General features: G+C 60.8%; 23 protein-coding genes. 8 read left to right on the top strand and 15 right to left on the bottom strand.

Annotated features, from left to right (window positions below):
* Positions 1–96 precede the first annotated feature (96 nt).
* Positions 97–888: a DNA-binding transcriptional regulator KdgR gene (kdgR, locus tag ACUTSC_RS04250; RefSeq protein WP_197767703.1), complete on the top strand. Its 792-nt coding sequence runs from the start codon at positions 97–99 to the stop codon at positions 886–888.
* Between the two features lie 46 nt (positions 889–934).
* On the opposite strand, the gene ACUTSC_RS04245 is transcribed toward kdgR, so the two are convergent.
* The 5 genes from ACUTSC_RS04245 to phnR form a co-directional block, all read right to left on the bottom strand.
* Complete coding sequence (locus ACUTSC_RS04245) at positions 935–1738, bottom strand: ABC transporter permease subunit (RefSeq protein WP_197767704.1); 804 nt, start codon at positions 1736–1738, stop codon at positions 935–937.
* 2 nt (positions 1739–1740) lie between these two features.
* Positions 1741–2604: a 2-aminoethylphosphonate ABC transporter permease subunit gene (gene phnU, locus ACUTSC_RS04240; protein WP_197772972.1), complete on the bottom strand. Its 864-nt coding sequence runs from the start codon at positions 2602–2604 to the stop codon at positions 1741–1743.
* Between the two features lies 1 nt (position 2605).
* On the bottom strand, positions 2606–3730 hold the full coding sequence (phnT, locus tag ACUTSC_RS04235; RefSeq protein ID WP_443003455.1) for a 2-aminoethylphosphonate ABC transport system ATP-binding subunit PhnT: 1125 nt from the start codon (positions 3728–3730) through the stop codon (positions 2606–2608).
* Positions 3731–3738: 8 nt separating this feature from the next.
* Positions 3739–4749: a 2-aminoethylphosphonate ABC transporter substrate-binding protein gene (locus ACUTSC_RS04230; protein WP_197767707.1), complete on the bottom strand. Its 1011-nt coding sequence runs from the start codon at positions 4747–4749 to the stop codon at positions 3739–3741.
* Positions 4750–4923: 174 nt separating this feature from the next.
* Complete coding sequence (phnR, locus tag ACUTSC_RS04225; RefSeq protein WP_049198574.1) at positions 4924–5643, bottom strand: phosphonate utilization transcriptional regulator PhnR; 720 nt, start codon at positions 5641–5643, stop codon at positions 4924–4926.
* 155 nt (positions 5644–5798) lie between these two features.
* On the opposite strand from phnR, the gene phnW reads away from it, so the two are divergent.
* Both phnW and phnX read left to right on the top strand, forming a co-directional pair.
* Entirely contained in the window at positions 5799–6902 is a 1104-nt protein-coding gene (gene phnW / locus ACUTSC_RS04220; protein ID WP_197767708.1) for a 2-aminoethylphosphonate--pyruvate transaminase, read from the top strand.
* Between the two features lie 9 nt (positions 6903–6911).
* A complete protein-coding gene (phnX, locus tag ACUTSC_RS04215; RefSeq protein WP_197767709.1) occupies positions 6912–7721 on the top strand; it encodes a phosphonoacetaldehyde hydrolase in 810 nt (269 codons plus the stop codon).
* 62 nt (positions 7722–7783) lie between these two features.
* Here the strand turns inward: phnX and ACUTSC_RS04210 are convergent, their stop codons facing one another.
* The 4 genes from ACUTSC_RS04210 to ACUTSC_RS04195 form a co-directional block, all read right to left on the bottom strand.
* Positions 7784–9175, bottom strand: a complete 1392-nt coding sequence (locus tag ACUTSC_RS04210) for an L-cystine transporter (protein WP_063989670.1) — start codon at positions 9173–9175, stop codon at positions 7784–7786.
* A gap of 181 nt (positions 9176–9356) precedes the next feature.
* Positions 9357–9905, bottom strand: a complete 549-nt coding sequence (locus tag ACUTSC_RS04205) for a metal-dependent hydrolase (RefSeq protein ID WP_004931456.1) — start codon at positions 9903–9905, stop codon at positions 9357–9359.
* A gap of 425 nt (positions 9906–10330) precedes the next feature.
* On the bottom strand, positions 10331–10996 hold the full coding sequence (hxpB, locus tag ACUTSC_RS04200) for a hexitol phosphatase HxpB (protein WP_445653111.1): 666 nt from the start codon (positions 10994–10996) through the stop codon (positions 10331–10333).
* A gap of 64 nt (positions 10997–11060) precedes the next feature.
* Entirely contained in the window at positions 11061–12341 is a 1281-nt protein-coding gene (locus ACUTSC_RS04195) for an HdeD family acid-resistance protein (protein WP_445653110.1), read from the bottom strand.
* Positions 12342–12526: 185 nt separating this feature from the next.
* Between ACUTSC_RS04195 and ACUTSC_RS04190 the strand changes: the two genes are divergently transcribed.
* On the top strand, positions 12527–13087 hold the full coding sequence (locus ACUTSC_RS04190) for a YniB family protein (RefSeq protein ID WP_063989672.1): 561 nt from the start codon (positions 12527–12529) through the stop codon (positions 13085–13087).
* 35 nt (positions 13088–13122) lie between these two features.
* Here the strand turns inward: ACUTSC_RS04190 and ACUTSC_RS04185 are convergent, their stop codons facing one another.
* From ACUTSC_RS04185 to ghoS, 6 genes are all read right to left on the bottom strand, one after another.
* Positions 13123–13992 carry a fructosamine kinase family protein gene (locus ACUTSC_RS04185; RefSeq protein WP_445653109.1) on the bottom strand — a complete coding sequence of 290 codons (870 nt, stop codon included), beginning with the start codon at positions 13990–13992 and terminating at the stop codon, positions 13123–13125.
* Between the two features lie 237 nt (positions 13993–14229).
* Entirely contained in the window at positions 14230–15084 is an 855-nt protein-coding gene (locus ACUTSC_RS04180; protein ID WP_197767713.1) for an iron chelate uptake ABC transporter family permease subunit, read from the bottom strand.
* Positions 15084–15944: an iron/manganese ABC transporter permease subunit YfeC gene (gene yfeC, locus ACUTSC_RS04175; protein ID WP_049198580.1), complete on the bottom strand. Its 861-nt coding sequence runs from the start codon at positions 15942–15944 to the stop codon at positions 15084–15086. Before yfeC ends, ACUTSC_RS04180 begins: the two co-directional genes overlap by 1 nt.
* Positions 15944–16834 (bottom strand): manganese/iron ABC transporter ATP-binding protein, encoded by an 891-nt coding sequence (locus ACUTSC_RS04170; RefSeq protein WP_197767714.1) that lies wholly within the window; start codon positions 16832–16834, stop codon positions 15944–15946. Before ACUTSC_RS04170 ends, yfeC begins: the two co-directional genes overlap by 1 nt.
* Complete coding sequence (locus tag ACUTSC_RS04165) at positions 16831–17775, bottom strand: metal ABC transporter substrate-binding protein (protein WP_443006742.1); 945 nt, start codon at positions 17773–17775, stop codon at positions 16831–16833. The genes ACUTSC_RS04170 and ACUTSC_RS04165 overlap by 4 nt, the downstream gene beginning before the upstream one ends.
* A gap of 131 nt (positions 17776–17906) precedes the next feature.
* Positions 17907–18206: a type V toxin-antitoxin system endoribonuclease antitoxin GhoS gene (gene ghoS / locus ACUTSC_RS04160; protein ID WP_063989677.1), complete on the bottom strand. Its 300-nt coding sequence runs from the start codon at positions 18204–18206 to the stop codon at positions 17907–17909.
* 109 nt (positions 18207–18315) lie between these two features.
* Here ghoS and ACUTSC_RS04155 point away from each other — a divergent pair, with 109 nt between their 5' ends.
* The 4 genes from ACUTSC_RS04155 to ACUTSC_RS04140 all read left to right on the top strand — a co-directional run bounded on the left by ACUTSC_RS04155 (position 18316) and on the right by ACUTSC_RS04140 (position 23154).
* A complete protein-coding gene (locus ACUTSC_RS04155; protein WP_197767831.1) occupies positions 18316–18981 on the top strand; it encodes a transglycosylase SLT domain-containing protein in 666 nt (221 codons plus the stop codon).
* A gap of 313 nt (positions 18982–19294) precedes the next feature.
* A complete protein-coding gene (locus tag ACUTSC_RS04150) occupies positions 19295–20020 on the top strand; it encodes a gluconate 2-dehydrogenase subunit 3 family protein (protein WP_197767715.1) in 726 nt (241 codons plus the stop codon).
* Positions 20021–20022: 2 nt separating this feature from the next.
* Complete coding sequence (locus tag ACUTSC_RS04145; protein ID WP_025302609.1) at positions 20023–21804, top strand: GMC family oxidoreductase; 1782 nt, start codon at positions 20023–20025, stop codon at positions 21802–21804.
* Positions 21805–21816: 12 nt separating this feature from the next.
* Complete coding sequence (locus ACUTSC_RS04140; protein ID WP_043143369.1) at positions 21817–23154, top strand: c-type cytochrome; 1338 nt, start codon at positions 21817–21819, stop codon at positions 23152–23154.
* The last annotated feature ends 60 nt before the right edge of the window (positions 23155–23214 follow it).

The following is a 23214-nucleotide window of genomic DNA, read 5'->3' as shown; positions in this document are numbered from 1 at the left end:
AGCGTTCAGCCGCGTTGCGCGCCGCGATCTGTTCCGATTATACTGAAACCCTTGTTTAAATTTCCTGAAACAAAACCGTTAAGTAGGGTATTCACCATGGCTAACGCAGATTCAGACAAGCAACCGGATGCCGTCTCATCCGTGATGAAAGTGTTCGGCATTTTGCAGGCGCTCGGCGATGAGCGCGAAATTGGCATTACCGAACTGTCCCAGCGGGTGATGATGTCCAAAAGCACCGTCTACCGTTTTCTGCAGACCATGAAAGCGCTGGGCTACGTCTCGCAGGAAGGCGAGACGGAAAAATACGCGCTGACGCTCAAGCTGTTCGAACTGGGCGCCAAATCGCTGCAGAATGTCGATCTGATCCGCAGCGCCGACGTGCAGATGCGCGAGCTGTCGAATCGCACCCGCGAAACCATCCACCTCGGCGCACTGGACGAGGACGGTATCGTCTATATCCACAAGATTGACGCAATGTACAACCTGCGCATGTATTCGCGTATCGGCCGCCGTAATCCGCTGCACAGCACCGCCATCGGTAAAGTGCTGCTGGCCTGGCGCGAACGGGATGAGGTGGCGCAGATCCTGTCGCAGATTGAATTTACCCGCAGCACCGAGCATACCCTGACCAGCGCCGCCGAACTGTTGCCGGTGCTGGCGCGGGTGCGTGAGCAGGGATACGGCGAAGATGCCGAGGAACAGGAGACGGGGATCCGCTGCATCGCGGTGCCGGTCTTCGATCGGTTCGGGGTGGCGATCGCCGGGCTGAGTATTTCTTTCCCGACGCTGCGCTTTTCCGAAGCGGCGCGGGAGGAGTATGTGGCGCTGCTGCACGTCGCCGCCCGGCGCATCAGTGAACAGCAGGGCTACTACGACTACCCGTTCTAACCCTTCGCTTCGATGAACAAGGCGCTGCCATGGCAGCGCCTTGTTGTTATTTTGCGCCCGGCGTCAGCCGCTGCGCAATCCGCTCCAGTATCAGCATCAGCAGCAACGTGGCCGCCACCAGGATCATGGTCAGCGTCGCGCCGTTGGCGATGCTGCCGCGATCGGTCAGGCTGAAGATAGTGACCGGCAGCGTCGCCCAGCTCGGTGGGTAGATCATCATGGTCGCGCCCAGCTCACCCATCGACAGCGACAGGCTGAGGGCGAAGGCGGAGATCATATAGGGAGCGATCATCGGCAGGGTGACGTGACGCAGGCGAAACAACGGCGAAGCGCCCAGGCTGGCGGCGACGTTTTCGTAGTCGCTCGAAAGCCGGGTCAGCCCGGCCATCACGTTGCCGAAGGTGAAGGCGGAAATCAGCACGAAGTGGGTGACGGGCACGATCAGGAAGGTGCCGTTCATCTGCAGCGGCCCCTGGCTGAATGCCACCAGCATCCCTAAACCGATCGACACCGAAGGCACCGCGCTGGGTATGAAGAACAGCGTACTCAGCAGGCGCTGGCCGCGCCCCTGATGGTGGCGCAGCGCCAACGCCGCCCAGGTGCCACACAGCAGCGCGAACAGGCTGGCGCTGAAACCGATAGCCAGGCTGGCGACCAGCGCGTCCCAGGAGGCGCCGCTGAAGGCCTGGCGGAAATGGCCGAGGGTGAAGCCGCTCGGCAGCACGCCGTTCCACTGTTCGCTCAGGCTGGACATCAGGATCACCGCCAGCGGCAGGCAGAAGAACAGGGCGAACAGCGTGACCGCCAGCGTGCAGGTCAGGGTGCGGCCGGTGCGAGACCAAATCAACATCGTCAGTTCCTCAGCCCGGCGCGCGCCGCGGCGTAGCGGTAAAGGGAGAACAGCCCGAGCGACAGCGCGATATTCACGACGGCGATCGTGCAGGCGACGGCGTAATCCGACTCCAGAATCGCTTTGGCGTAGACCATCATCGGCAGCGTGGTGACGCCCTTGGCACCGATAAACAGCACGATGCCGAATTCATTGGTGGTCAACAGCAAACACAGGCTGCCGCCGGCCAGCAAGGCCGGCAGCGCGGCGGGCAAAATCACCTGGCGCACCACGCGCCCCGGCCGGGCACCGAGGATGCTGGCGGCCTCGAGCTGGCTGCGATCGATCTGCGCCAGCGCCGCCATCAGCGGGCGCATCACCAGCGGCGTAAACACGGTGATTTCCGCCAGGATCACGCCCCAAATGGAGTAAAGAAAGTCCACCGGCGGCAGGGTAAAACCGAAGGCCGCCATCAGCGTGCCGTTCAGCAGGCCGGCGGAGCCGTAGATAAAGGTGAAGGCCAGCGTGATCAGGAAGGTCGGCATGGCGATAAAGGTATCGATCACCCGGGCGATCAGGCGGCTGCCGGGGAACGGCGTAAACACCAGCAGCAGGGACAGCAGGGTGCCGAGTACCAGGCAGCCCAGCGTCGCCAGCAGCGCAATCTGCAGCGTGTTGAGCAGGGCGCCGACAAAGCGTCGGGATTCGAACACCTGTTGCAGCGCGGCGGCGCTGAACAGCCCCTGATCGTCGGTAAACGCCTGTTTGACGATCAGTGCCAGCGGATAGAAAAACAGCGTCGCCAGCACCAGAAGCGGCAGCAGGATCCACAGGCGGCGCGGCAAGCGCAGCCGCAGAGCCGGACGAATAAGCGTAGAGTCGGTCATGTCAGTCCTCGATCAGTACCGCGTCGTCGGGGGCGAAATAGAGCGGCACGCGCTCGCCGATCTGGGGCATCCGGTTGCGATGGGTGGTGACCACGCGCAGCGGATGGCCTTGCGCGTCGAACTGCAGGTGCGTCAATTCCCCCTGCCAGTGAATATCGCGCAGCGTACCGATAAGGCAGTTGCTGCGCTGGGCGTCGGCATCGAGCGCAATATGCTGCGGCCGAATACACAGCAGTTTGTCGAAACCGCGTTGCGCACCATAGGTAAAGCAGCCGATCACTTTGCCGGCGCAGCTGACGGTGGTCATGCCTTGCCCGGTAGTGGTCTCCAGCGCGGTGGCCGGCAGCAGGTTGGCGCGGCCGAGGAACTCGGCGGCGAAACGGTTCGTTGGATGATGGTACAGCGCGCGGGTCTCGCCGTGGGCGATCAGGTGGCCGTCGCGCATGATGCCAATCTTGTCCGCCAGCGTCAGCGCTTCGCCCTGATCGTGGGTGACGTACAGGATGGTCAGATCCGGCAGTTCGCGGTGCAGGCGGGCGATCTCTTCCACCATGCTGTGGCGAATTTGCGCGTCCAGCGCCGACAGCGGTTCATCCAGCAGCAAGACTTTGGGGCGCACCGCGATGGCGCGGGCGATCGCCACGCGCTGCTGTTGGCCACCGGAGAGCTGGCTGGGATAGCGCTTGGCGTAGGCGGACATGCCGACGATGGCCAACGCCTCTTCGACGCGCTCGGCGGTGAGGCCGCGCGGCTTGCCCTGCGCGCGCAGGCCGAACGCCACATTGTCTTCGACGCGCATATGCGGAAACAGCGCGTAGTTCTGTACCACCATGCCCAGGCCGCGCTCATAAGGTGGCACGTCGGTGACATCGACGTCACCGATGGCAATACGCCCGGCGGAGGGCTGCACGAAGCCGGCGATCGCCCGCAGCACGGTGGTTTTGCCCGAACCGGAGGGGCCGATCAGCGCCAGCACTTCGCCGGGGGCGATGGTGAGCGTCAGGGGTTTCAGCACCTCGGTGCCGCGATACGACACGCTGACGCGGTCGAGCTGAATGCCCGACGGCCCGGCGATGTCCTGGCTGCTATCCCGCGCCTCGGCGCGGGAAGAGAGGGTAGAAGGCATCGTCAGCGTCATTCGGTCACCTTGTGCCAGCGGGAGATATCGGCGGACAGGCTGCTCACCACCTGATTCCAGTCCGGCGCCCAGATGTCCACGCCTTTCAGCGCCGCCTGCGACTGCTTGAAGTTATCGTCGGTCGGGGTGACGTCCTTACGCACCGGCATGCCGTAGGAAATGGCGCTGACGCTGCTCTGGGCTTCTTTGCTCAGCAGGAAGTCGATCAGCTTTTTGCCGTTGGCGCTTTGCGGCGCGCCTTGCACCAGGCCGACATAGTAAGGCAGCACCAGCGTGCTGCGCTTGCCGTCCGGCCCGGCCGGCCAGAACACCTTCACGTTCGGGTTGCTGCGCATCTGCGCCAGGTTCATCTGCAGATCGCCGTTGGCCACCAGCAGCTCGCCTTTATTGACCAGCGCGGTCAGCTTGCCGGTGGAAGCGGAAGGGCCGACGTTGTTGTTTTGCAGTTTGCCGAGGTAGTCGAAACCGGCGTCTTTGCTGCCGAAGCTGTGAAACGCCTGCAGCATCACCGCGGTGCCGTCACCCGCCTGGCCCGGCGTGGAGTACTGCAGCTTGTTGCGGAACTGCGCGTCCAGCAGCTGTTGATAGCTGGCGGGCGCCTGCGGCAACAGCTTGGCGTTATAGATGAAGCTCAGGTAGTTGTTCACCAGCGGCACGAACTGCGGCTGGGCGTCGGCGATCTGCGCCGCATCCTGCGGGGTGAAATCCTGCAGCAGTTTTTCCGCGGCGGCGCGCTGGATGAACGGCGGCAGCGTCACCAGCACGTCGGCCTGCGGGTTGCTGCGCTCTTTCGACAGCCGCTCGACGATGGCGCCGGAACCGCCTTCGACGTACTGCACCTTGATGCCGGTTGCCTGAGTGAAGGCGTCGAACTGGGTTTGATACCAGCTGTGATCGCCGTCGTGCAACCCATCGGCGGAGTAGACGGTCACCACTGCGTCGGCGGCCCAGGCCGGCGCGGCGCCGAGTGCGATGGCGGTCATCACGACCAGACGAGAAAGTTTCATAGCTTCAGCCTCACTGTTGCGGGTTAATGCGAAACTGGTATACACCAGATATGTGGCCAAGCTAATCGGCGAATATGACAAACAAATGAAAGCGGCAAAATATATTTACCGGCAACGGGGATTGGGCGTGGGAGAGAAAAGGGGGCGGTAGGCGCAGCCCCGTCATGCAGAGGGTTAAAGCGTATCGACTTCGATGCGCAGGCTGTCGTGGCGCCAGTATTCGATATCGAAATCGAGAATGCGGCCGTGCTGATCGTAATTCAACCGGCGCAGCAACAAGGCAGGCAGGCCAACCATGGCGCCGAGCGCGTTGGCGGCGCGGTAAGGCAGGGCCGTCGGATAGAACGACAGATGCATGTTGCTGTAAATCAACGCGTAATGCTGTTGATAGACCTCGGTCAGGCTGCCGTTGAGATCGTGGCTGAGCAGTTCCGGCACCCGCTGCGGCAGGCAGTGGTTTTCGCAATAGCAGATGGCGCGGCCGTCGGCGTAGCGCACGCGGCGTAGCAGATACACCTGATCGAACGGTTCGAGCGCCAGCGGCTGCATGACGTCGAGCGGCACCGTGGTTTTTTCGCCGGACAGCAGCGCGGTACGCGGTGTGCGGCCCTGCTCCTGGCAGAGGCGGTGGAAGTTGGTGTTCTGCGTCGGATCCAGCCACAGCCGTTCCGGCGTGACGAACCAGCCGCGACGATCGGCGCGGTAGATGGCGCCGGTGGCCTCCAGCTGCGCCAGGCTCTCGCGAATGGTAACGCGGGTGGTGGAGAAGATGGCGCACAGCTCGCGCTCCGAAGGCAGCTTGTCGCCCGCCTGCAGCGCGCCGCGGGTGATGCGCGCCTGAAGCTGATCCTTGATCTGCAGGTAGTGGGGCATATCGCCCTGATGTTCTTTCATTTCATCTCGCTATGGCATCGGCCCGACATTCCGGCACGCGCTTATTATACATAGCCAGATGAATTTTTTGTTTCACCGCGCTTTGTCGTTTGACCGGGGAAGGAATTTGCCGCCACAATGCCTGCAATCTGGTATAGACCAAATAGGTGAATAACATGTCCGATCGTAACTACCTGCTGTTGACCCCTGGCCCGTTAACCACGTCGAAAACGGTAAAAGAGGCGATGCTGTTCGACAGCTGCACCTGGGATGAAGATTACAACCTGGGCGTGGTGCAGAGCATCCGCCAGCAGTTGGTGGCGCTGGCGACGCCGTCCGCCGGTTACACCTCGGTGTTGCTGCAGGGCAGCGGCAGTTTTGCGGTGGAAGGCGTGCTGGGCACGGTCATCGGCCCGCAGGACAAGCTGCTGATCGTCAACAACGGCGCCTACGGGGCGCGAATGATCGAAATGGCGCGGCTGATGGACATCGACCACCACGCTTTCGACTGCGGCGAGGTCAATGAGCCGGACGTGGCGGCGATGGAGGCGGTGCTGAAAAGCGATGCGCGCATCAGCCATATCGCCATGGTGCACTGTGAAACCACCACCGGCATGCTCAACCCGCTGCAGAAGGTCGCCGGCCTGGCGGCGCGCAACGGCAAGACCTTTATCGTCGACGCCATGAGCAGCTTCGGCGGCATCTCGCTGGATGTGGACGCGCTGGGCATCGATTTTCTGATCAGCTCCGCCAACAAATGCATTCAGGGCGTGCCGGGTTTCGCTTTCGTCATCGCCCGCCGCAGCGAGCTGGAGAAATGTGCCGGCCGTTCGCGCTCGCTGTCGCTGGATCTGTATGCCCAGTGGCGCTGTATGGAGGATCAGGCCGGCAAATGGCGCTTTACGTCGCCGACCCACACCGTGCTGGCCTTCGCGCAGGCGCTGAAAGAGCTGGAAAAAGAGGGCGGCATTGCCGCGCGCCACCGCCGCTATCAGACCAATCAGCGGCGGCTGGTGGCGGGCATGCGCGAACTGGGCTTTGAGACTCTGCTGGACGATGCGTTGCATTCGCCGATCATCACCGCGTTCTATTCGCCAAAGGCCGACACTTACCGCTTCGCCGAGTTTTATCAGCGCCTGAAGCAGCAAGGGTTTGTGATCTATCCCGGCAAAGTGTCGCAGAGCGACTGCTTCCGCATCGGCAACATCGGGGAAATTTATCCGCAAGATATCGAACGTTTGCTGGCGGCCGTCGGGCAGGCGATGTACTGGAATCAATAAGGATTGACCATGAAACAGATCAACGCAGTGATCCTCGACTGGGCCGGCACCACGGTGGACTTCGGTTCCTTTGCGCCGACGCAGATTTTTGTCGAGGCGTTCAAGCAAACCTTCGATATCGACATCAGCCTGGCGGAGGCGCGCATTCCGATGGGGCTGGGTAAATGGCAGCACATCGAGGCGCTGGGCAAGCTGCCGGCGGTCGACGCGCGCTGGCGGCAGAAGCTGGGTCGTTCGATGAGCCATCAGGACATCGACGCGCTGTATCAGGCGTTTATGCCGCTGCAAATAGCCAAAGTGATCGACTTCGCCGATCCCATCGAGGGCGTGCCGCAGGTGATTGCCGGGCTGCGCGAGCAGGGTATTAAAATCGGCTCCTGCTCCGGTTATCCGCGTGCGGTGATGGAGGTGCTGGTGCCTGCCGCCGCGCAGCGCGGCTACGCGCCAGATTACTGGGTCGCCACTGACGATCTCGCAGCCGGTGGCCGGCCGGGGCCGTGGATGGCGTTGCAGAACGCGATCGCGCTGGGCATCGATGCGGTGGCGCACTGCGTGAAGGTGGACGACGCGGTGCCGGGCATTCATGAAGGGCTGAACGCCGGGATGTGGAGCGTTGGATTGGCGCTGTCCGGCAACGAGTTTGGCGCGACCTGGCAGGAGTACCGCCAAATGGCGGAAAGTGAGATAGCGCAGCGCCGTACGGCGGCCGCCGATAAGCTGTACGCGGCGGGCGCGCACTATGTGATAGACACGCTGGCGCACTTGCCGGGCGTGATTGCCGACATCAACCGGCGGCTGGCGAACGGCGAGCGGCCGTAACGACCAAGCGGGGGCATAAAAAAACCGGGGATAATCCCCGGTTTTTTCGTTTTGAGACGGCGTTAACGGTGAGCCAACTCGACTTCGTCTTCGCTGTCCATCACGGCTTTGTCGGTTTGCTTCATCAACTGGCTGGTGATGGTGCCTGCCGCCATGGAGCCGTTGACGTTCAGCGCGGTACGGCCCATGTCGATCAGCGGTTCGACCGAGATCAGCAGCGCGACCAGCGTCACCGGCAGGCCCATCGCCGGCAGCACGATCAGCGCGGCGAAGGTGGCGCCGCCGCCCACGCCCGCCACGCCGGCGGAGCTGATGGTGACGATGCCGACCAGAGTGGCGATCCACACCGGATCCAGCGGGTTGATGCCGACGGTCGGCGCAACCATTACTGCCAGCATCGCCGGGTAGAGGCCCGCACAGCCGTTCTGGCCGATGGTGGCGCCGAACGACGCCGAGAAGCTGGCGATGGATTCCGGCACGCCCAGGCGGCGGGTCTGCGCTTCCACGTTCAATGGAATGCTGGCGGCGCTCGAGCGGCTGGTGAAGGCGAAGGTGATCACCGGCCACACCTTGCGGAAGAACTTCATCGGGTTAACGCCGGTGAAGGCCAGCAACACAGCGTGCACCACGAACATGATGGCCAGGCCGATGTACGAGGCCACCACAAAGCTGCCGAGCTTGACGATGTCGTGAATGTTGGAACCGGCGACCACTTTGGTCATCAGCGCCAGCACGCCATACGGCGTCAGCTTCATGACCAGACGCACCAGCTTCATCACCCAGGCCTGCAGGGTGTCGATAGCCACCAGTACGCGCTCGCCTTTCGGCTTGTCGTCTTTCAGCAGCTGCAGCGATGCCACGCCGAGGAAGGTGGCGAAAATCACCACGCTAATGATCGACGTCGGGCTGGCCCCGGTCAGATCGGCGAACGGGTTTTTCGGGATGAACGACAGCACCATCTGCGGCACGGTCAGGTCGGCCAGTTTACCCACGTAGTTGGTCTGGATCGCCGTCAGGCGCGCGCTTTCCTGCGCACCCTGCACCAGGCCTTCGGCGGTCAGGCCGAACAGATTGGTGACCAGCACGCCCACCAGCGCCGAGATCAGCGTGGTGAACAGCAGCGTACCGATAGTCAGGACGCTGATTTTGCCCAGAGAAGAGGCGTTGTGCAGCTTGGCCACCGCGCTCAGGATCGAGGCGAACACCAGCGGCATGACGATCATTTGCAGCAGCTGCACATAGCCGTTGCCGACGATGTTGAACCAACTGATGGATTCTTTCAGTACCGGGTTGTCGGCGCCGTACACCAGCTGCAGGCCCAGGCCGAACACCACGCCGACCACCAGGCCGACCAGCACTTTTTTCGCCAGGCTCCATTGCTTGTGGCGGGTTTGCGCCAACAGCAACAGGAGCGCGACAAACACCAGCACGTTAATCACGAGCGGAAGATTCATCCCCAATGTCTCCAATAATCTTTCTTATAAAAACGACTACGCATCACGTATGTCGCGATGTAAATATCGTAACAGTTTGCCGAGTGGCCTACTTATATCCAAATGGAATTTGATATAGCTTTTTGTGTGTTTTTGTTCGTTTTATATACATGAAGGTGATGGGTTGAGCGGGTTTTTGTGATCAGAGTCTGATATTTCTGATTTGCTCGACATAGGATTGCACCGGCAGGGTGAAATCACCTTGCCAGCAGATGGCAAACGCCACCAGGCACAGACACAGCACGCGCTCGAGCTGATTGCCTTTTTGCGAGTTGAGCAGCGGCAGGCGAAAACGCCAGCGGCATGGCCACAGCAGCGGAACGCCGGCGGGAGTGAGCATATCGGCCAGCAGATGGCTGAAGTAACCGATGATCATGGCGTGCAGCGCGTCGGCCGGGATCGGCCAGCTGCGCGGCACGTCCAGCTGGAACAGCGCCATGCCGCCGGCGATCGCCAGCAGGCTGTGGGTGAAACCGCGGTGGCCGAAGGCGCGGGCGATGGGCAGGGCAATCCAGCGCAGACGCTGACCCAACACCGACTTGGGGTGATCGATGTCCGGCAGCAGCGAGGTCAGCAGCGCGGCGGGTATGATGTGCCACCAGTCGCCGGTAGCCAGCTCTGGCGTCACTTCCGCCTTCTTGGCGAAGATCGCGCAAGCGACAGAGAATATAAGGTGTCCTTCCGCGGTCATGCTGTTGCGATTCCGGCTGGTAAACTGTTAATTTATCCAGTATATGGGAAAATTCCCAGTAGTGGAAGCAGTTACCCTGTAACCAATTGTTTATTTTTCCCGGTTTTACAACGGCTTGTTACGGCAACGCGTAACAAATCATCGATTTTGACGGGTGAGAATAAAAAGCGGGCGATAGGCGGTGCAGAACGGAGAGAAGCGAAGGCGGTTTTCAGTGTGCGGCGGCGGGAGGAAGCGGCGGCCGCGAACAGCGCTGCGTGGCAGTGACAACGCTACGCGGGCCGTCGCTTTCCCTGTCGCCCAGCATAATAACAACAGCATGCCAATTCAATAATAATGAAACACTGTTTCGTTTATTTTGCGGCACGGATCCCTTTTATGCCGTAGAGCCGCAAAGCCAGGGCGCCGGTGGTCGACGCCGCAGGTCAGGCAAAGTGGGCGGGGGTGAGTTGTTCCAGGGTCTCCAGCTGGTGGTCCGCCAGCGCCCAGCGCGGATCGTGGCGGTATTCGGCGGCCGGGATCACGATGGAACGCATGCGCGCGGCCTTGGTGGCGATCATGCCGTTAAAGGAGTCTTCCAGCGTGATGCAGCGCAGCGGATCGCTGCCCAGACGTTCGGCGGCGATCAGATAGACCTCTGGGTGCGGTTTGCTGTACGGCAGGTATTCGGCGGAAACCAGCTGATCGAAGTAACCTTCAAGAGCGAACATCTTCAGCACCTGCTGTTGCATGTGCAGCGGCGAGGCGGAGGCGAGGCCGATGTTCAGCCCCTGCTCGCGGCACAGCTCCAGCGCCTGGCGGACGCCCGGCAGCAGCGGGCGCGTCTCGTGCACCAGCTCGATGGCGCGTTCGATAATCCGCGCCGACACCTCATCGAGCGAAACCCCTTGCCACGGCATTGCCTGGTACCACATCTTCACCACCAGATCGATGCGCAGCCCCAGGGTGTCCGGCAGTTTGTGGCGATCGGACAGATCCAGACCCAGCGCGCCGAAGATATCCAGCTCGGCCTGCAGCCACAGCGGTTCCGAATCGATCAACAAGCCGTCCATATCAAAAATTGCGGTTTCAATGCGTTGCGAATAAGCCATTAACGGTTAACTCCTGCCGGCGCGGGTGAATGTGCCCGATACTCTATCATCGCCGGTGGCGAGACTAAAATCTTTGCCTGCGCGTTTGGCTTTTGCCAAAGCGAAGGATATTCCACATCTCGCGCAACTTTAGCCACCAGCGTTGGTGTTGGCGCTCGGTGACCTGTTGCAACATGCGCGCATAGTCCAGCACCAACCCCGGCGTCCAGGTCATGCTTTCGCCACGGCTGCGCAGTACCGCCAGCATCCACAGGTTGGGATCCAGCACCAGTAACAGAAAACGGCGCCACAGATGTTTATCGCCCAGCACGCCCTCCAGCGCACTGTCGAGCGCGCCGATGACCGTGGTGGAGCAGTTGCGCCGGGTCAGGTTGTAAGTCGCATCCTGGCGGTAGCGTAACCAGAATGCGCGCAGCGCCGCCGGGTTATAGCGATAGAACTGAATTTTCTTGTCCGGGGGGCACCAGGCGGCGATCTCGCCCGACAGGTCGGGCAGGAAACGTCCGTCGACGTTGTTCTGTTCGCCGGCATGCAACAACTGGCGGAAATCCTGAACGGAATGGCTGATGTCGTTGAGCGGGTAGTGACTGATATACACATCCGGCGCGAGCGCCAGGGCGGCATGACCGGTGGAGATATTGCCGCCGTTGTCGACCGCCGCGATGTATCGGTCGACGATGTAACGCCGGCGCGGATCTTTAGCCGCACCAATCGGTGTCCAGACATACACCGTGAGCGGCGCAGCCTCATCCGCCGGGTGCGGTGGCTGCCGGGTTGGGTGCTGATTCAGAGAAAAGCTTGTCAGTCTCCGGGCGATGCGCAATAAAGCCCAGCCGGAAAGCACCATCATCACGCCGAGGCAAAAGGGCACCGTCATCCGATGCGGCGCCGGCCAGCCGACAAAAATCATCAACGAAAGCAGGATTTCGCCGCCGCCCGCCAGCGCCACGGCTTTCCATCGGCTGTGTTGAATCACCGTGGAGGAGGCGATGCGCACGGCGCCGTCGAGCAGCAGCGCGCTGCCAAACACCACGGTGGCGACGATGTTATCGTCTGCGGGCACGTCCAACATTAAAAAGGCCATAAACACGAAGCCCAGCCCCTTAAGCAGCACCGGCCGGCTGGCCGAAGAACCGATCACCAGCGCGGCGGATATCGCCACCAGCCCCTCCAGCGCCAGGATGATCGCCAGCGCATCCAGCGCCAGTACGGACCGGCCATCCTGCAGGATGTCGAACAGCATCAGCGCCCCTGCGGCTATCCACAGCCAACCGAACAGCACCAGCAGGCGGCGCTGGCCGTGCAGCGCCTGCGCGCCCAGCAATAAGATAATCAGTCGAATCATGACGGCCTCTGACTTAACGGATAACGTTATCTCTTCAATGATAGTGCGCGAACGTCGTTAAGCAGTTGATTTCGGCGAATTCGGCTAAGCTTGTAGCACAGCGGGAATGAAGAAAACGGTGGGCGAGTTTCGCCAACTGCAGGTAGACTTAGCCGATTCGGTTACGTCGCTAACAAGGGGAACACATGACGTATCAACAGGCCGGGCGTATCGCCATTTTGAAACGCATTCTCGGATGGGTGGTTTTTATTCCGGCGTTGCTGTCGACGCTGATTTCCGTGCTGGGCTTTGTCTATCAACACAGTGAAAAAACCAAGGGCATCAACGCGGTGATGCTGGATTTCGTCCATGTGATGGTGGACATGGTGCGTTTCAATACGCCGTTCCTGAATCTTTTCTGGTACAACTCGCCGGTGCCTGACGTGGATAAAAGCCTGTTCAGCGGCGCCAATCTGATGTTCATCATCATCTACATACTGATCTTCGTCGGGCTGGCGCTGCAGGCTTCCGGCGCGCGCATGTCGCGGCAGGTCAAGTTCATCCGCGAAGGGTTGGAAGACCAGATGATCCTGGAGCAGGCCAAGGGCAGCGAAGGACACACGCGCCAGCAGCTGGAGGCGCGCATCACGCTGCCGCACCACACCATCTTCCTGCAGTATTTCCCGCTGTATATCCTGCCGATCGTGATTGCGGTGATCGCCTGGTTCGTGATCCGCCTGTTGGGGCAATTGGCCGGCGCGGCCTGAGCCATGAACGGGGCGCCGAGGGGCGCCCCGGAACGTTACGACGCCTCGGGTTGCAACAGCGCTTCCACCGCGCGTTGCGCAGCCACCAGATGCTGGCCGCCGAACAGGTTGCTGCGGTTGAGCAGGTAGTACAGCTGATACAGCGGCTGGCGCTCGATAAACCCGGCACCCAGCGGCCACACGCTCTGATAGCCGTCGTAGATCTGCGGCGGCAGTTCCGGATACAGCGTCAGCATTGCCAAATCGCACTCTCGGTCGCCCCAGTAGCTGGCCGGGTCGAACAGAATCGGCCCGTGGGCGGTCATCGCGCAGTTGCCCGGCCACAGGTTGCCGTGCAGCAGGGAAGGCTGTGGCTGGTGGTGCTGCAAGCGCAGATATACCCGATCGACGATATCGTCGATGTCACCGAAGGTCATGCCTTTCTCGGCCGCCAGCTGCAGCTGCCAGCCGATGCGCTGCTCGGCGAAGAATTCCGACCAGCGGCGCTGCCAGGCATTGGGTTGCGGGGTGGTGGTCAGATCGCTGTCGAAGTCGAGGCCGAACTGCGGTTGCTCGCTCCACTGGTGCAGGTGCGCCAGCTGCTGGCCCAGACAGTAGGCGCCGTGGGCGTCGAGGGGTTTCAACTGCTGATACTCCAGCAGCAGGAAGCTGTAGTCGCGATCGCTGCCGACGCCGTACACTTCCGGCACCCGCACGCTTTTGCTGCGTGCCAGCAACGCCAGCTGATCGGCCTCGGCGGTGAATATCGGCAGTTGTTCACGGGCGTCGCATTTCACGAACACCTCGTTGTCACCGTAACTCACGCGCCACGCCGGGTGAATGTCGCCCCCGGGCAGTTCAATCCTTTCGCGTATCTCTGCGCTGCCAAGATGTTCACTTAACAGACGGCTAACGGCTTGCCACATGGTATTTCCCCCTCTGTGCTGCCTGATAATTCATTAGGTTAGCGTCTTTCCCGTGGTGAAAACACGACGCGGCGCACAGCCGGCGTCAAAGGCGGCGATTTTTTCAGCGCCTCGCCAGCTCAAAGTATATACCCTATTGATTAATTTAAGCGCAATACCGGTTGCAACTTGATGACAACGACGCGATGAGCGGGGGAAGGTGATGCGGCGAGCAGAGGGCATCGCCGCATCGGTAAGTTAACCACCGGTGAGGGCGCTTTGGTTACGCTGTAACGGACGCAGCTTGCTGTACAACAAGGCGATAACGAACAGCACGGCCTGCACGATGACGATGCAGGGCCCGGTGGCGCCGTCGATGTGGAAGCTGATCAGGGTGCCGAGCACACAGGAGAACACCGATACTATCGTCGCCACCATCAGCATGCGGTCGAAGCGGCGGCACAGCATAAAGGCGATGATGCCGGGGGCGATCAGCATGGCGATCACCAGGATCACCCCCACGGCCTGCAACGAGGCGACGATGGTCATCGCCAGCAGGCACAGCAGCCCGTAGTGCAGCAGCTTGACCGGCAGGCCAATCACCCGCGCATGATGCGGATCGAAGCAGTACAGCATGAAGTCTTTACGCTTGAGCAGCACCACCGCCAGGGTGATGCCGGCGATCAGCAGGGTTTGCTTCAGCTCGCCGTCGGTAATGCCCAGCATGTTGCCGAACAGAATGTGGCTCAGGTGCTGGTCGGTATCGATGCGCGAGAACAGCACCAGGCCGAAGGCGAACATGCCGGAAAAGACGATGCCCATCACCGTGTCTTCTTTCACCCGGCTGTTCTCTTTCAGGTAGCCGGTGGCTACCGCGCAAAAGATGCCGGAGAGGAACGCGCCGATCGCCAGCGGGATGCCGACCACGAACGCTACCACGATGCCGGGCAGCACCGCGTGCGAGATGGCGTCGCCCATCAGCGACCAGCCTTTGAGCACCAGATAGCAGGAGAGCACGGCGCACACTACGCCGGTGACGATGGCGGCGACGATCGCCCGCTGCATGAACGGGTAGGCGAAGGGGTCGCTGAGCAATTGATACAGGGTGTCCATCAGCGGCCTCCGGTTTGCGAATGCGCCACGCGGCGCCGGGACGCCAGCAGGCCGTGTTTCGGCGCGAAGAAGAACGCCGCCAGGAACACCAGCGTTTGCAGGGTGACAATCACGCCCCCGGTGGCACCGTCGAGGAAGAAACTCAGGTAGGCGCCGACGCCGCTGGTCAGCGAACCGATGATGATGGCGATGATCACCAGCCGGCTGAAGCGATCGGTCAGCAGGTAGGCGGTGGCGCCCGGCGTGATCACCATGGCGATCACCAAAATGGCGCCGACGGTTTGCAGCGCGGCGACGGTGCAGGCGCTAAGCAGGGTGAAGAACAGGATCTTCAGCTTTAGCGGCGACAGGCCGATCGACACCGCGTGGCTTTCGTCGAAGAACACCGCCAGCAGGTCTTTCCACACCAGGCACAGGATCAGCAGCGAAACGCCGATGATGATTTCCACCTGCAGCACGTCTTCGTCGGCGATGCCGAGGATATTGCCGAAGATGATCGACTGTACGTTGACCGAGGTGGGGTTGAGCGACACGATCAGCAGGCCGACGGCGAAGAAGGTGGAGAAAATAAAGCCGATGATGGCGTCTTCACGCAGCCGGGTGATGTGGCGCACCAGCGTCATCGCCAGCGCCGCCAACATGCCGGTGAAGAAGGCGCCGGCGGCGTAGGGCAGGCCGAGGGCATAGGCGCCGGCCACGCCGGGCACCACCGAGTGCGACAGCGCATCGCCCATCAACGACCATCCCTTCAGCATCAGATAGGCGGACAGGAACGCGCAGGCGGCGCCGACGATGGCGCTGACCCAGATGGCCTTCACCATGTAGTTGTAACTGAAAGGTTGCAGCAGAAGGTCCAGCATCAGGATTGTTTCTCCCTGGCCTGGCTGTTGGCCGGCGGATCGCTCTTGGTATGGCCGTAAAACACCGCCGGGCGCTCATCGTCGGTCAACACCGTAACGGTGCGCGGATCGTTGTCGTCGTGCAGATCCGGACCGGAGAGGTTGATATGGCGCAGCACGCCGCCGAATGCCTGCTCCAGGTTGCTCTGGGTGAAGGTGGTCTCGGTCGGGCCGGCGGCCAGCACCGTGCGGTTGATGAGGATCACCCGATCGCAAAACTCCGGCACGCTGCCGAGGTTGTGGGTGGAGACCAGAATCAAATGCCCCTCGTCGCGCAATGCGCGCAGCAGCTCGATAATGGCATTCTCGGTTTTCACATCCACGCCGGTGAACGGTTCATCCAGCAGCAGCACGGTGCCCTGTTGCGCCAGCGCACGCGCCAGGAACACGCGCTTCTTCTGGCCGCCGGACAGCTCGCCGATCTGCCGACCGCGCAGCTCGCTCAGGCCGACGCGCTCCAGCGCCTTGTCGACCCGCAACCGATCCTCGCGCGATGGAATGCGCAGGAAATTCATCTTGCCGTAGCGGCCCATCATCACCACGTCTTCCACCAGCACCGGGAAGTTCCAGTCGACGTCTTCGGTCTGTGGCACGTAGGCGATCAGATTCTTTTTCAGCGCGTCCGCCACCGGTTTGTCGCTGAGCGACACCCGGCCGGCGGTGGGCCTGACCAGGCCCATGATGCTTTTGAACAACGTTGATTTACCGCTGCCGTTGACGCCGACCAGCGCGCAGATCGAACCGCCGCCCAGGGTAAAGCTGGCGTTGTGAATGGCGGTGTGTCCGTTGTTGTAGGTTACGGTGACGTCGTCCACGTTCAATTCAGGGCGGACAAACGGTTCATGGGTCATTGATCGAATCCTTTGGCGATGGTTTGCACGGTGGTGTTAAGCAGGTCGATATAGGTCGGCACCGGGCCGTTGCGGGTGGACAGCGAATCCACGTACAGCACGCCGCCGTATTTGGCGCCGGTTTCTTTCGCCACCTGCTTGGCCGGCTTGTCGGAAATGGTGCTCTCGCTGAACACCACCGGAATATGGTGGGCGCGCACCGCGTCGATCACCCGGCGCACCTGCTGCGGCGAACCTTGCTCATCGGCGTTGATCGGCCACAGATAAACCTCTTTCAACTGATAATCCTGCGCCAGGTAGCTGAAAGCGCCTTCGCTGGTCACCAGCCAACGCTGTGCGGCCGGAATGCGCGCCAGGCGTTCGCGCAGCGGGGCGTCCAGCGCGCCGATTTTCTCTGCGTAGGCTTTGGCGTTGCGGTTATAGGTTTCCGCATGGGCCGGATCGTGCTCCACCAGCGCTTTGCGAATGTTCTCGATGTACACCAGCGCGTTGCTTGGCGACATCCAGGCATGTGGGTTCGGGTTGCCGTTATACGGCCCTTCGCGGATCGGCAGCGGGGTGATGCCTTCGGTCACGACCGTCGCCGGCACCTGTTTGATGTTCTCGAAGAAGCGCTGGAACCAACGTTCCAGGTTCATGCCGTTCCACAGGATCAGGTCGGCGTGCTGTGCTTTGACGATGTCGCGCGGGGTCGGTTGATAGTCGTGGATCTCGGCGCCCGGCTTGGTGATGGATTCCACCACGGCGGCATCACCCGCCACGTTCTGGGCAATGTCCTGAATGATGGTAAAGGTCGTCACCACGCGCAGCTTTTTTTCCGCCAGCGCGTTTTGGCTGACCAAGGCGGCGCCGAGCAGCAGGCAGGCGAGCGTGAAAGGGCGTAACAGTGTGGCAGCGCGGGAAGGGCGACTGCGACGAAAAGCGCAACTTATCAATGGCATGATGACGTCTCCTGGTTCAAATGAAAATGATTATCAATATCAATTGAAGCGAAGTCAAGCGTCACTTGCCCACCGCCGGCGGGGTATTTCTCCAACTGAAAAAATAATACCGTCCGGGGAGTTATAGCATTTTATGTATCAGTATGTAACCGCTGAAGGTAGTCCTCACAGGCGCATATCGTCACCTCCGGCTGTTTTCCCAATGCCAACTGCCCGAATCCCTGCGCCAGGCGCTGTACATCCTCTTGATCCAGAACGGTTATGAACGCAAAACTGTTGCTGCCGAGCTCATGGTGAACGCCATTTTCGTCTGTCACCGACGTGACAAAACCTTCGCGCGTCAATTGCCCGGTCAGCTTCGCCAGGTCGGTTAATCCTTCTTCCTGATAGCGAAAAGTCACCACAAAGCAGTTTGTTGCAGATTGACTCATAAATCACCTCTTGGTATATGGATACCTTGAGATTAGCCCAAAAAATTACTGCAGGTGTCCTTACAAGTTGTATATGCTACGCAACTCATTGAAAGGAGTGAGGGATTCTGTGAAAACAAAAATAAGTTGCCTTACGGCAATTTTGCTTTTGTCGGGGTGCGCCAAAGACCCGCAAACGGCAAGCAATATTTCAGGCAGTGGCACAACGCGCGGCGGTTGGTTAAAACCCCCTCCGCAGGCACCGGTAAACCGCACAGGCACCCCGGTTGCTTATAACGATTATATTCGTCAGGCCGCCAGTAACTACGGCGTTGACGAAACGCTGATTAAAGCGATTATTCAGGTGGAGTCCGGGTTTAACCCGAACGTGGTCAGCACCTCGAACGCAGTGGGATTGATGCAGCTTAAGGCTTCTACCGCCGGCCGCGACGCCTATCGCATGAAAGGACGAAACGGGCAACCCAGCTCGCGTGAGCTGAAGGATCCGGCGGTCAATATTGATCTGGGAACGGCCTATATCAATATTCTTCAAAGCCAGCAGCTAGCCGGGATCAACAACCCACAGACTCTGCGTTACGCCACCATCGTTTCGTACGTGAACGGGGCGGGCGCCATGTTGCGCACCTTCTCCTCGGACAAGCGCGTGGCGGTGAATCGCATCAATCAGATGAGCCCGGACGAGTTTTATCAGCACATCCAGAAAAAGCACCCGGCGCCGCAGGCGCCGCGCTATTTGTGGAAGGTGACCACCGCCTACCAGGCGATGTCGCAGTAACCCTCTTCCTTTTCCTTGTCGAATCGGCCGCTGAACGCGGCCGATTTTGTTTCCGACGCCGTTCCAGCGCGCGACCTACTTCTCATTTTTCGTTATTTCCTCACCGCTTATCGGAAAAACCGCACGAAAAGTTAAATTTACGTTAGCGGATAAATCTTTACGTTCATTCAATAAGTTACCGGTAACATTTTTGCGTTTGGACGCATTCTGACCTTCAATAAATATACAAATAAGTAACAAATTATTTTAAAAACCCGTATCGATCGCAAGGTTGCGGTTAAATAGTTGTGACTATCTTTGGATGGAATGTGACATGTCGAATCATAAAACCAACAATTCGCGGCGCGATTTCTTGTTGAAATCGATGACCTTAATTCCTGCGGCGGTAATTGGTGGCAGCGGCGTTGGCGCGCTGACGGCGCCGACACCGGCGGTCGCGGCCTCGAACACCACAACGCAGAACGATTACCAACCGACCTTTTTCACCCCGGAAGAGTGGGCCTTCGTTAGGGCCGCCGTCGCGCGCCTGATCCCGGCCGACGAACGCGGCCCCGGCGCACTGGAAGCCGGCGTGCCGGAGTTTATCGATCGCCAGATGAATACCCCGTACGCCACCGGCTCCATCTGGTACATGCAGGGGCCGTTCAACCCCGATGTGCCGAAGGAGATGGGCTATCAGCTGCCGCTGGTGCCCAAGCAAATCTACAACCTCGGCATCAGTGACGCCGACGCCTACAGCAAGAAAACCGCCGGCAAGCCTTTCGCCGAACTGGATGGCGCGCAGCAAGACGCCATGCTGCAAAAGTTCGAGTCCGGCGAGGCGGAGTTCCAGCAGCTGCCGTCGAAACTGTTCTTCTCCTATCTGCTGCAAAACACCCGCGAAGGTTTCTTCAGCGATCCTATCCATGGCGGCAACAAAGACATGGTGGGCTGGAAGCTGATTAATTTTCCGGGCGCGCGCGCCGATTTTATGGACTGGGTTGAGCGAGGGGAGCGTTATCCCTTCCCGCCGGTCTCGATTCGTGGGGAGAGGGGCTAATCATGGCAACGGTAATGAAAAAAGTAGACGCGGTGATCGTCGGCTTCGGCTGGGTGGGCGCGATCATGGCCAAAGAGCTGACCGAGGCCGGCCTCAACGTGGTGGCGCTGGAGCGCGGCCCGATGCGCGACACCTATCCGGACGGGTCTTATCCGCAGGTGATCGACGAGCTGACCTATAACATCCGCCGCAAGCTGTTCCAGGATCTGTCGAAAAGCACCGTCACCATACGTCACAACAGCAGCCAGACCGCGGTGCCTTACCGCCAGCTGGCGGCGTTCCTGCCGGGCACCGGCGTCGGCGGCGCCGGCCTGCACTGGTCGGGCGTGCATTTCCGCGTCGATCCGATCGAACTGCGCATGCGCAGCCACTATGAAGAGCGCTACGGCAAAAACTTCATTCCGAAGGACATGACCATCCAGGACTTCGGCGTGACCTACGACGAGCTGGAACCGTTCTTCGATAAAGCGGAGAAAGTGTTCGGCACCTCCGGCACCGCCTGGACCATCAAGGGGCAGAAAGTGGCGCAGAAGGGCGGCAACCGCTTTGCGGCGGATCGCTCCAGCGACTTCCCGCTGCCGGCGCAGAAAAATACCTACTCCGCCCAGCTGTTCGAGAAAGCGGCGCTGGAAGTGGGTTATCACCCTTACAACCTGCCGTCCGCCAACACCTCGGACTCTTACACCAACCCGTACGGCGCGCAGATGGGCCCGTGCAACTTCTGCGGTTTCTGCAGCGGCTACGCCTGCTACATGTATTCCAAAGCTTCGCCGAACGTCAACATCTTGCCGGCGCTGCGCATGGAGAAACGCTTCGAGCTGCGCACCAACGCCAACGTGCTGAAGGTCAATCTGACCGACGACAAGTCCCGCGCTACCGGCGTGAACTACGTCGATGCGCAGGGCCGCGAGATTGAACAGCCGGCCGATCTGGTGATCCTGGGCGCGTTCCAGTTCCACAACGTGCACCTGATGCTGCTGTCCGGCATCGGCAAGCCTTACGATCCGGTGACCGGCGAAGGCGTGGTCGGGCGCAACTTCGCCTACCAGAACATGACCACCATCAAGGCGTTCTTCGATAAAGACGTGTTCACCAACCCGTTCATCGGCGCCGGCGGCAACGGCGTGGGCGTGGACGACTTCAACGCCGATAACTTCGACCATGCCAAAGAAGGCTTCGTCGGCGGTTCGCCGTTCTGGGTCAACCAGGCGGGCACCAAGCCGATCTCCGGCCTGCCGACCCCCCCGGGCACCCCGGCCTGGGGCAGCAAGTGGAAAGCGGCGGTGGCGGATGCCTACACCCACCACGTTTCGATGGACGCTCACGGCGCGCACCAGTCGTACCGCAACAACTATCTGGATCTCGATCCCAACTACAAGAACGTCTTTGGTCAGCCGCTGCTGCGCATGACGTTCGACTGGCAGGAGAACGACATCAAGATGGCGCAGTTCATGTACGACAAGATGGCGCCGATCGCCAAGGCGATGAACCCGAAACTGATCGCCGGCAGCCCGAAAAACGCCAACAGCCACTTCGACACCACCAGTTACCAGACCACCCACATGAACGGCGGCGCGGTAATGGGGGAAGATCCGAAGACCAGCGCGGTCAACCGCTATCTGCAGAGCTGGGACGTACACAACGTGTTCTCGATCGGCGCATCGGCCTTCCCGCAGGGGCTGGGCTACAACCCGACCGGCACCGTGGCGGCATTGGCTTACTGGTCTGCCCGCGCTATTCGCGAGCAGTATCTGAAAAACCCAGGCCCATTGGTGCAGGCATAAGGACGGCGAACGATGAAAGCATTTGTACCGGCACTGGTTCTCAGTGCAGTGAGTTTTTCCGTTTGGGCGCAGGACGCCACCGTCAGCAGCGAGCTTATCAAGCGCGGTGAATACCTGGCGCGCGCCGGCGACTGCGTGGCCTGCCATACCGACGGCAAGAGCGGCAAAACCTTCGCCGGCGGTCTGGCGATGGAGACGCCGATCGGCACCATCTATTCGACCAACATCACGCCGGACAAGAAAACCGGCATCGGCGATTACAGCTTCGAGGATTTCGACAACGCAGTGCGTAAGGGCGTAGCCAAAAACGGCAGCACCCTGTACCCGGCGATGCCGTACCCGTCGTTCGCGCTGGTGAAAGAGGACGACATGCGCGCCATGTATGCCTATTTCATGCACGGCGTGCAGCCGGTGGAGCAGGCCAACAAGGATTCCGACATCCCGTGGCCGCTGTCGATGCGTTGGCCGCTGAGCATCTGGCGCGGCATGTTTGCGCCGTCGCCGGCGGACTTCGTGGCTGACGCCAAGGCCGATCCGGTGATTGAGCGCGGCCGTTATCTGGTGGAAGGCCTGGGCCACTGCGGCGCTTGCCATACCCCGCGCAGCATCACCATGCAGGAAAAAGCGCTGAGCAACAGCGAAAGCGACGATTACCTGTCCGGCAGCAACGCGCCGATCGACGGCTGGGTGGCTTCCAGCCTGCGCAGCGACCGCAAGGATGGCCTGGGCAGCTGGAGCGAAGCCGAGCTGACCGAGTTCCTGAAAACCGGCCGTAACGATAAGGCGATCGTGTTTGGCGGCATGAGCGACGTGGTGGAGCATAGCCTGCAATACCTGAGCGACGACGATCTGACCGCCATCGCACGCTACCTGAAATCGCTGCCGCCGAAAGACGGCAAGCAGCAGGCGGCGCCGGTCGAAGACAGCGTGGCCAAGGATCTGTGGCGCGGCGACGACAGCAAGCCCGGCGCGGCGCTGTATGTCGATAACTGCGCGGCCTGCCACCGCACCGACGGCGTGGGCTACAAGCGCGCCTTCCCGTCGCTGAAGGGCAACCCGGTAGTGCAGACCGAGGACGCGACCTCGCTGATCCACATCGTGCTGACCGGCAACACTACGCCGGCGGTGCAGGGGGCAGTGTCCAACATCACCATGCCGCCGTTCGGCTGGCGTCTGAACGATCAGCAGGTGGCTGACGTGGTGAACTTCATCCGCACCAGCTGGGGCAACAGCGCCAAACCGGTGAGCGCCTCCGACGTGGCCGACGTGCGTAAAGACCGCTCGATGATCAGAGACGAGAAGGAGATGGGCAGCGCCGAGGTGCCGGACCATCCGGACGCGAAGAAGTAAACCGCTTAAGGGCTCCGCAAGGGGCCCTTAGTTTTTCCTGCCTGCGCCGGTTTTTTCAGC

Source organism: Serratia sp. TSA_105.2 (assembly GCF_052692115.1).
This window is presented reverse-complemented; position numbering and strand designations above follow the sequence as displayed.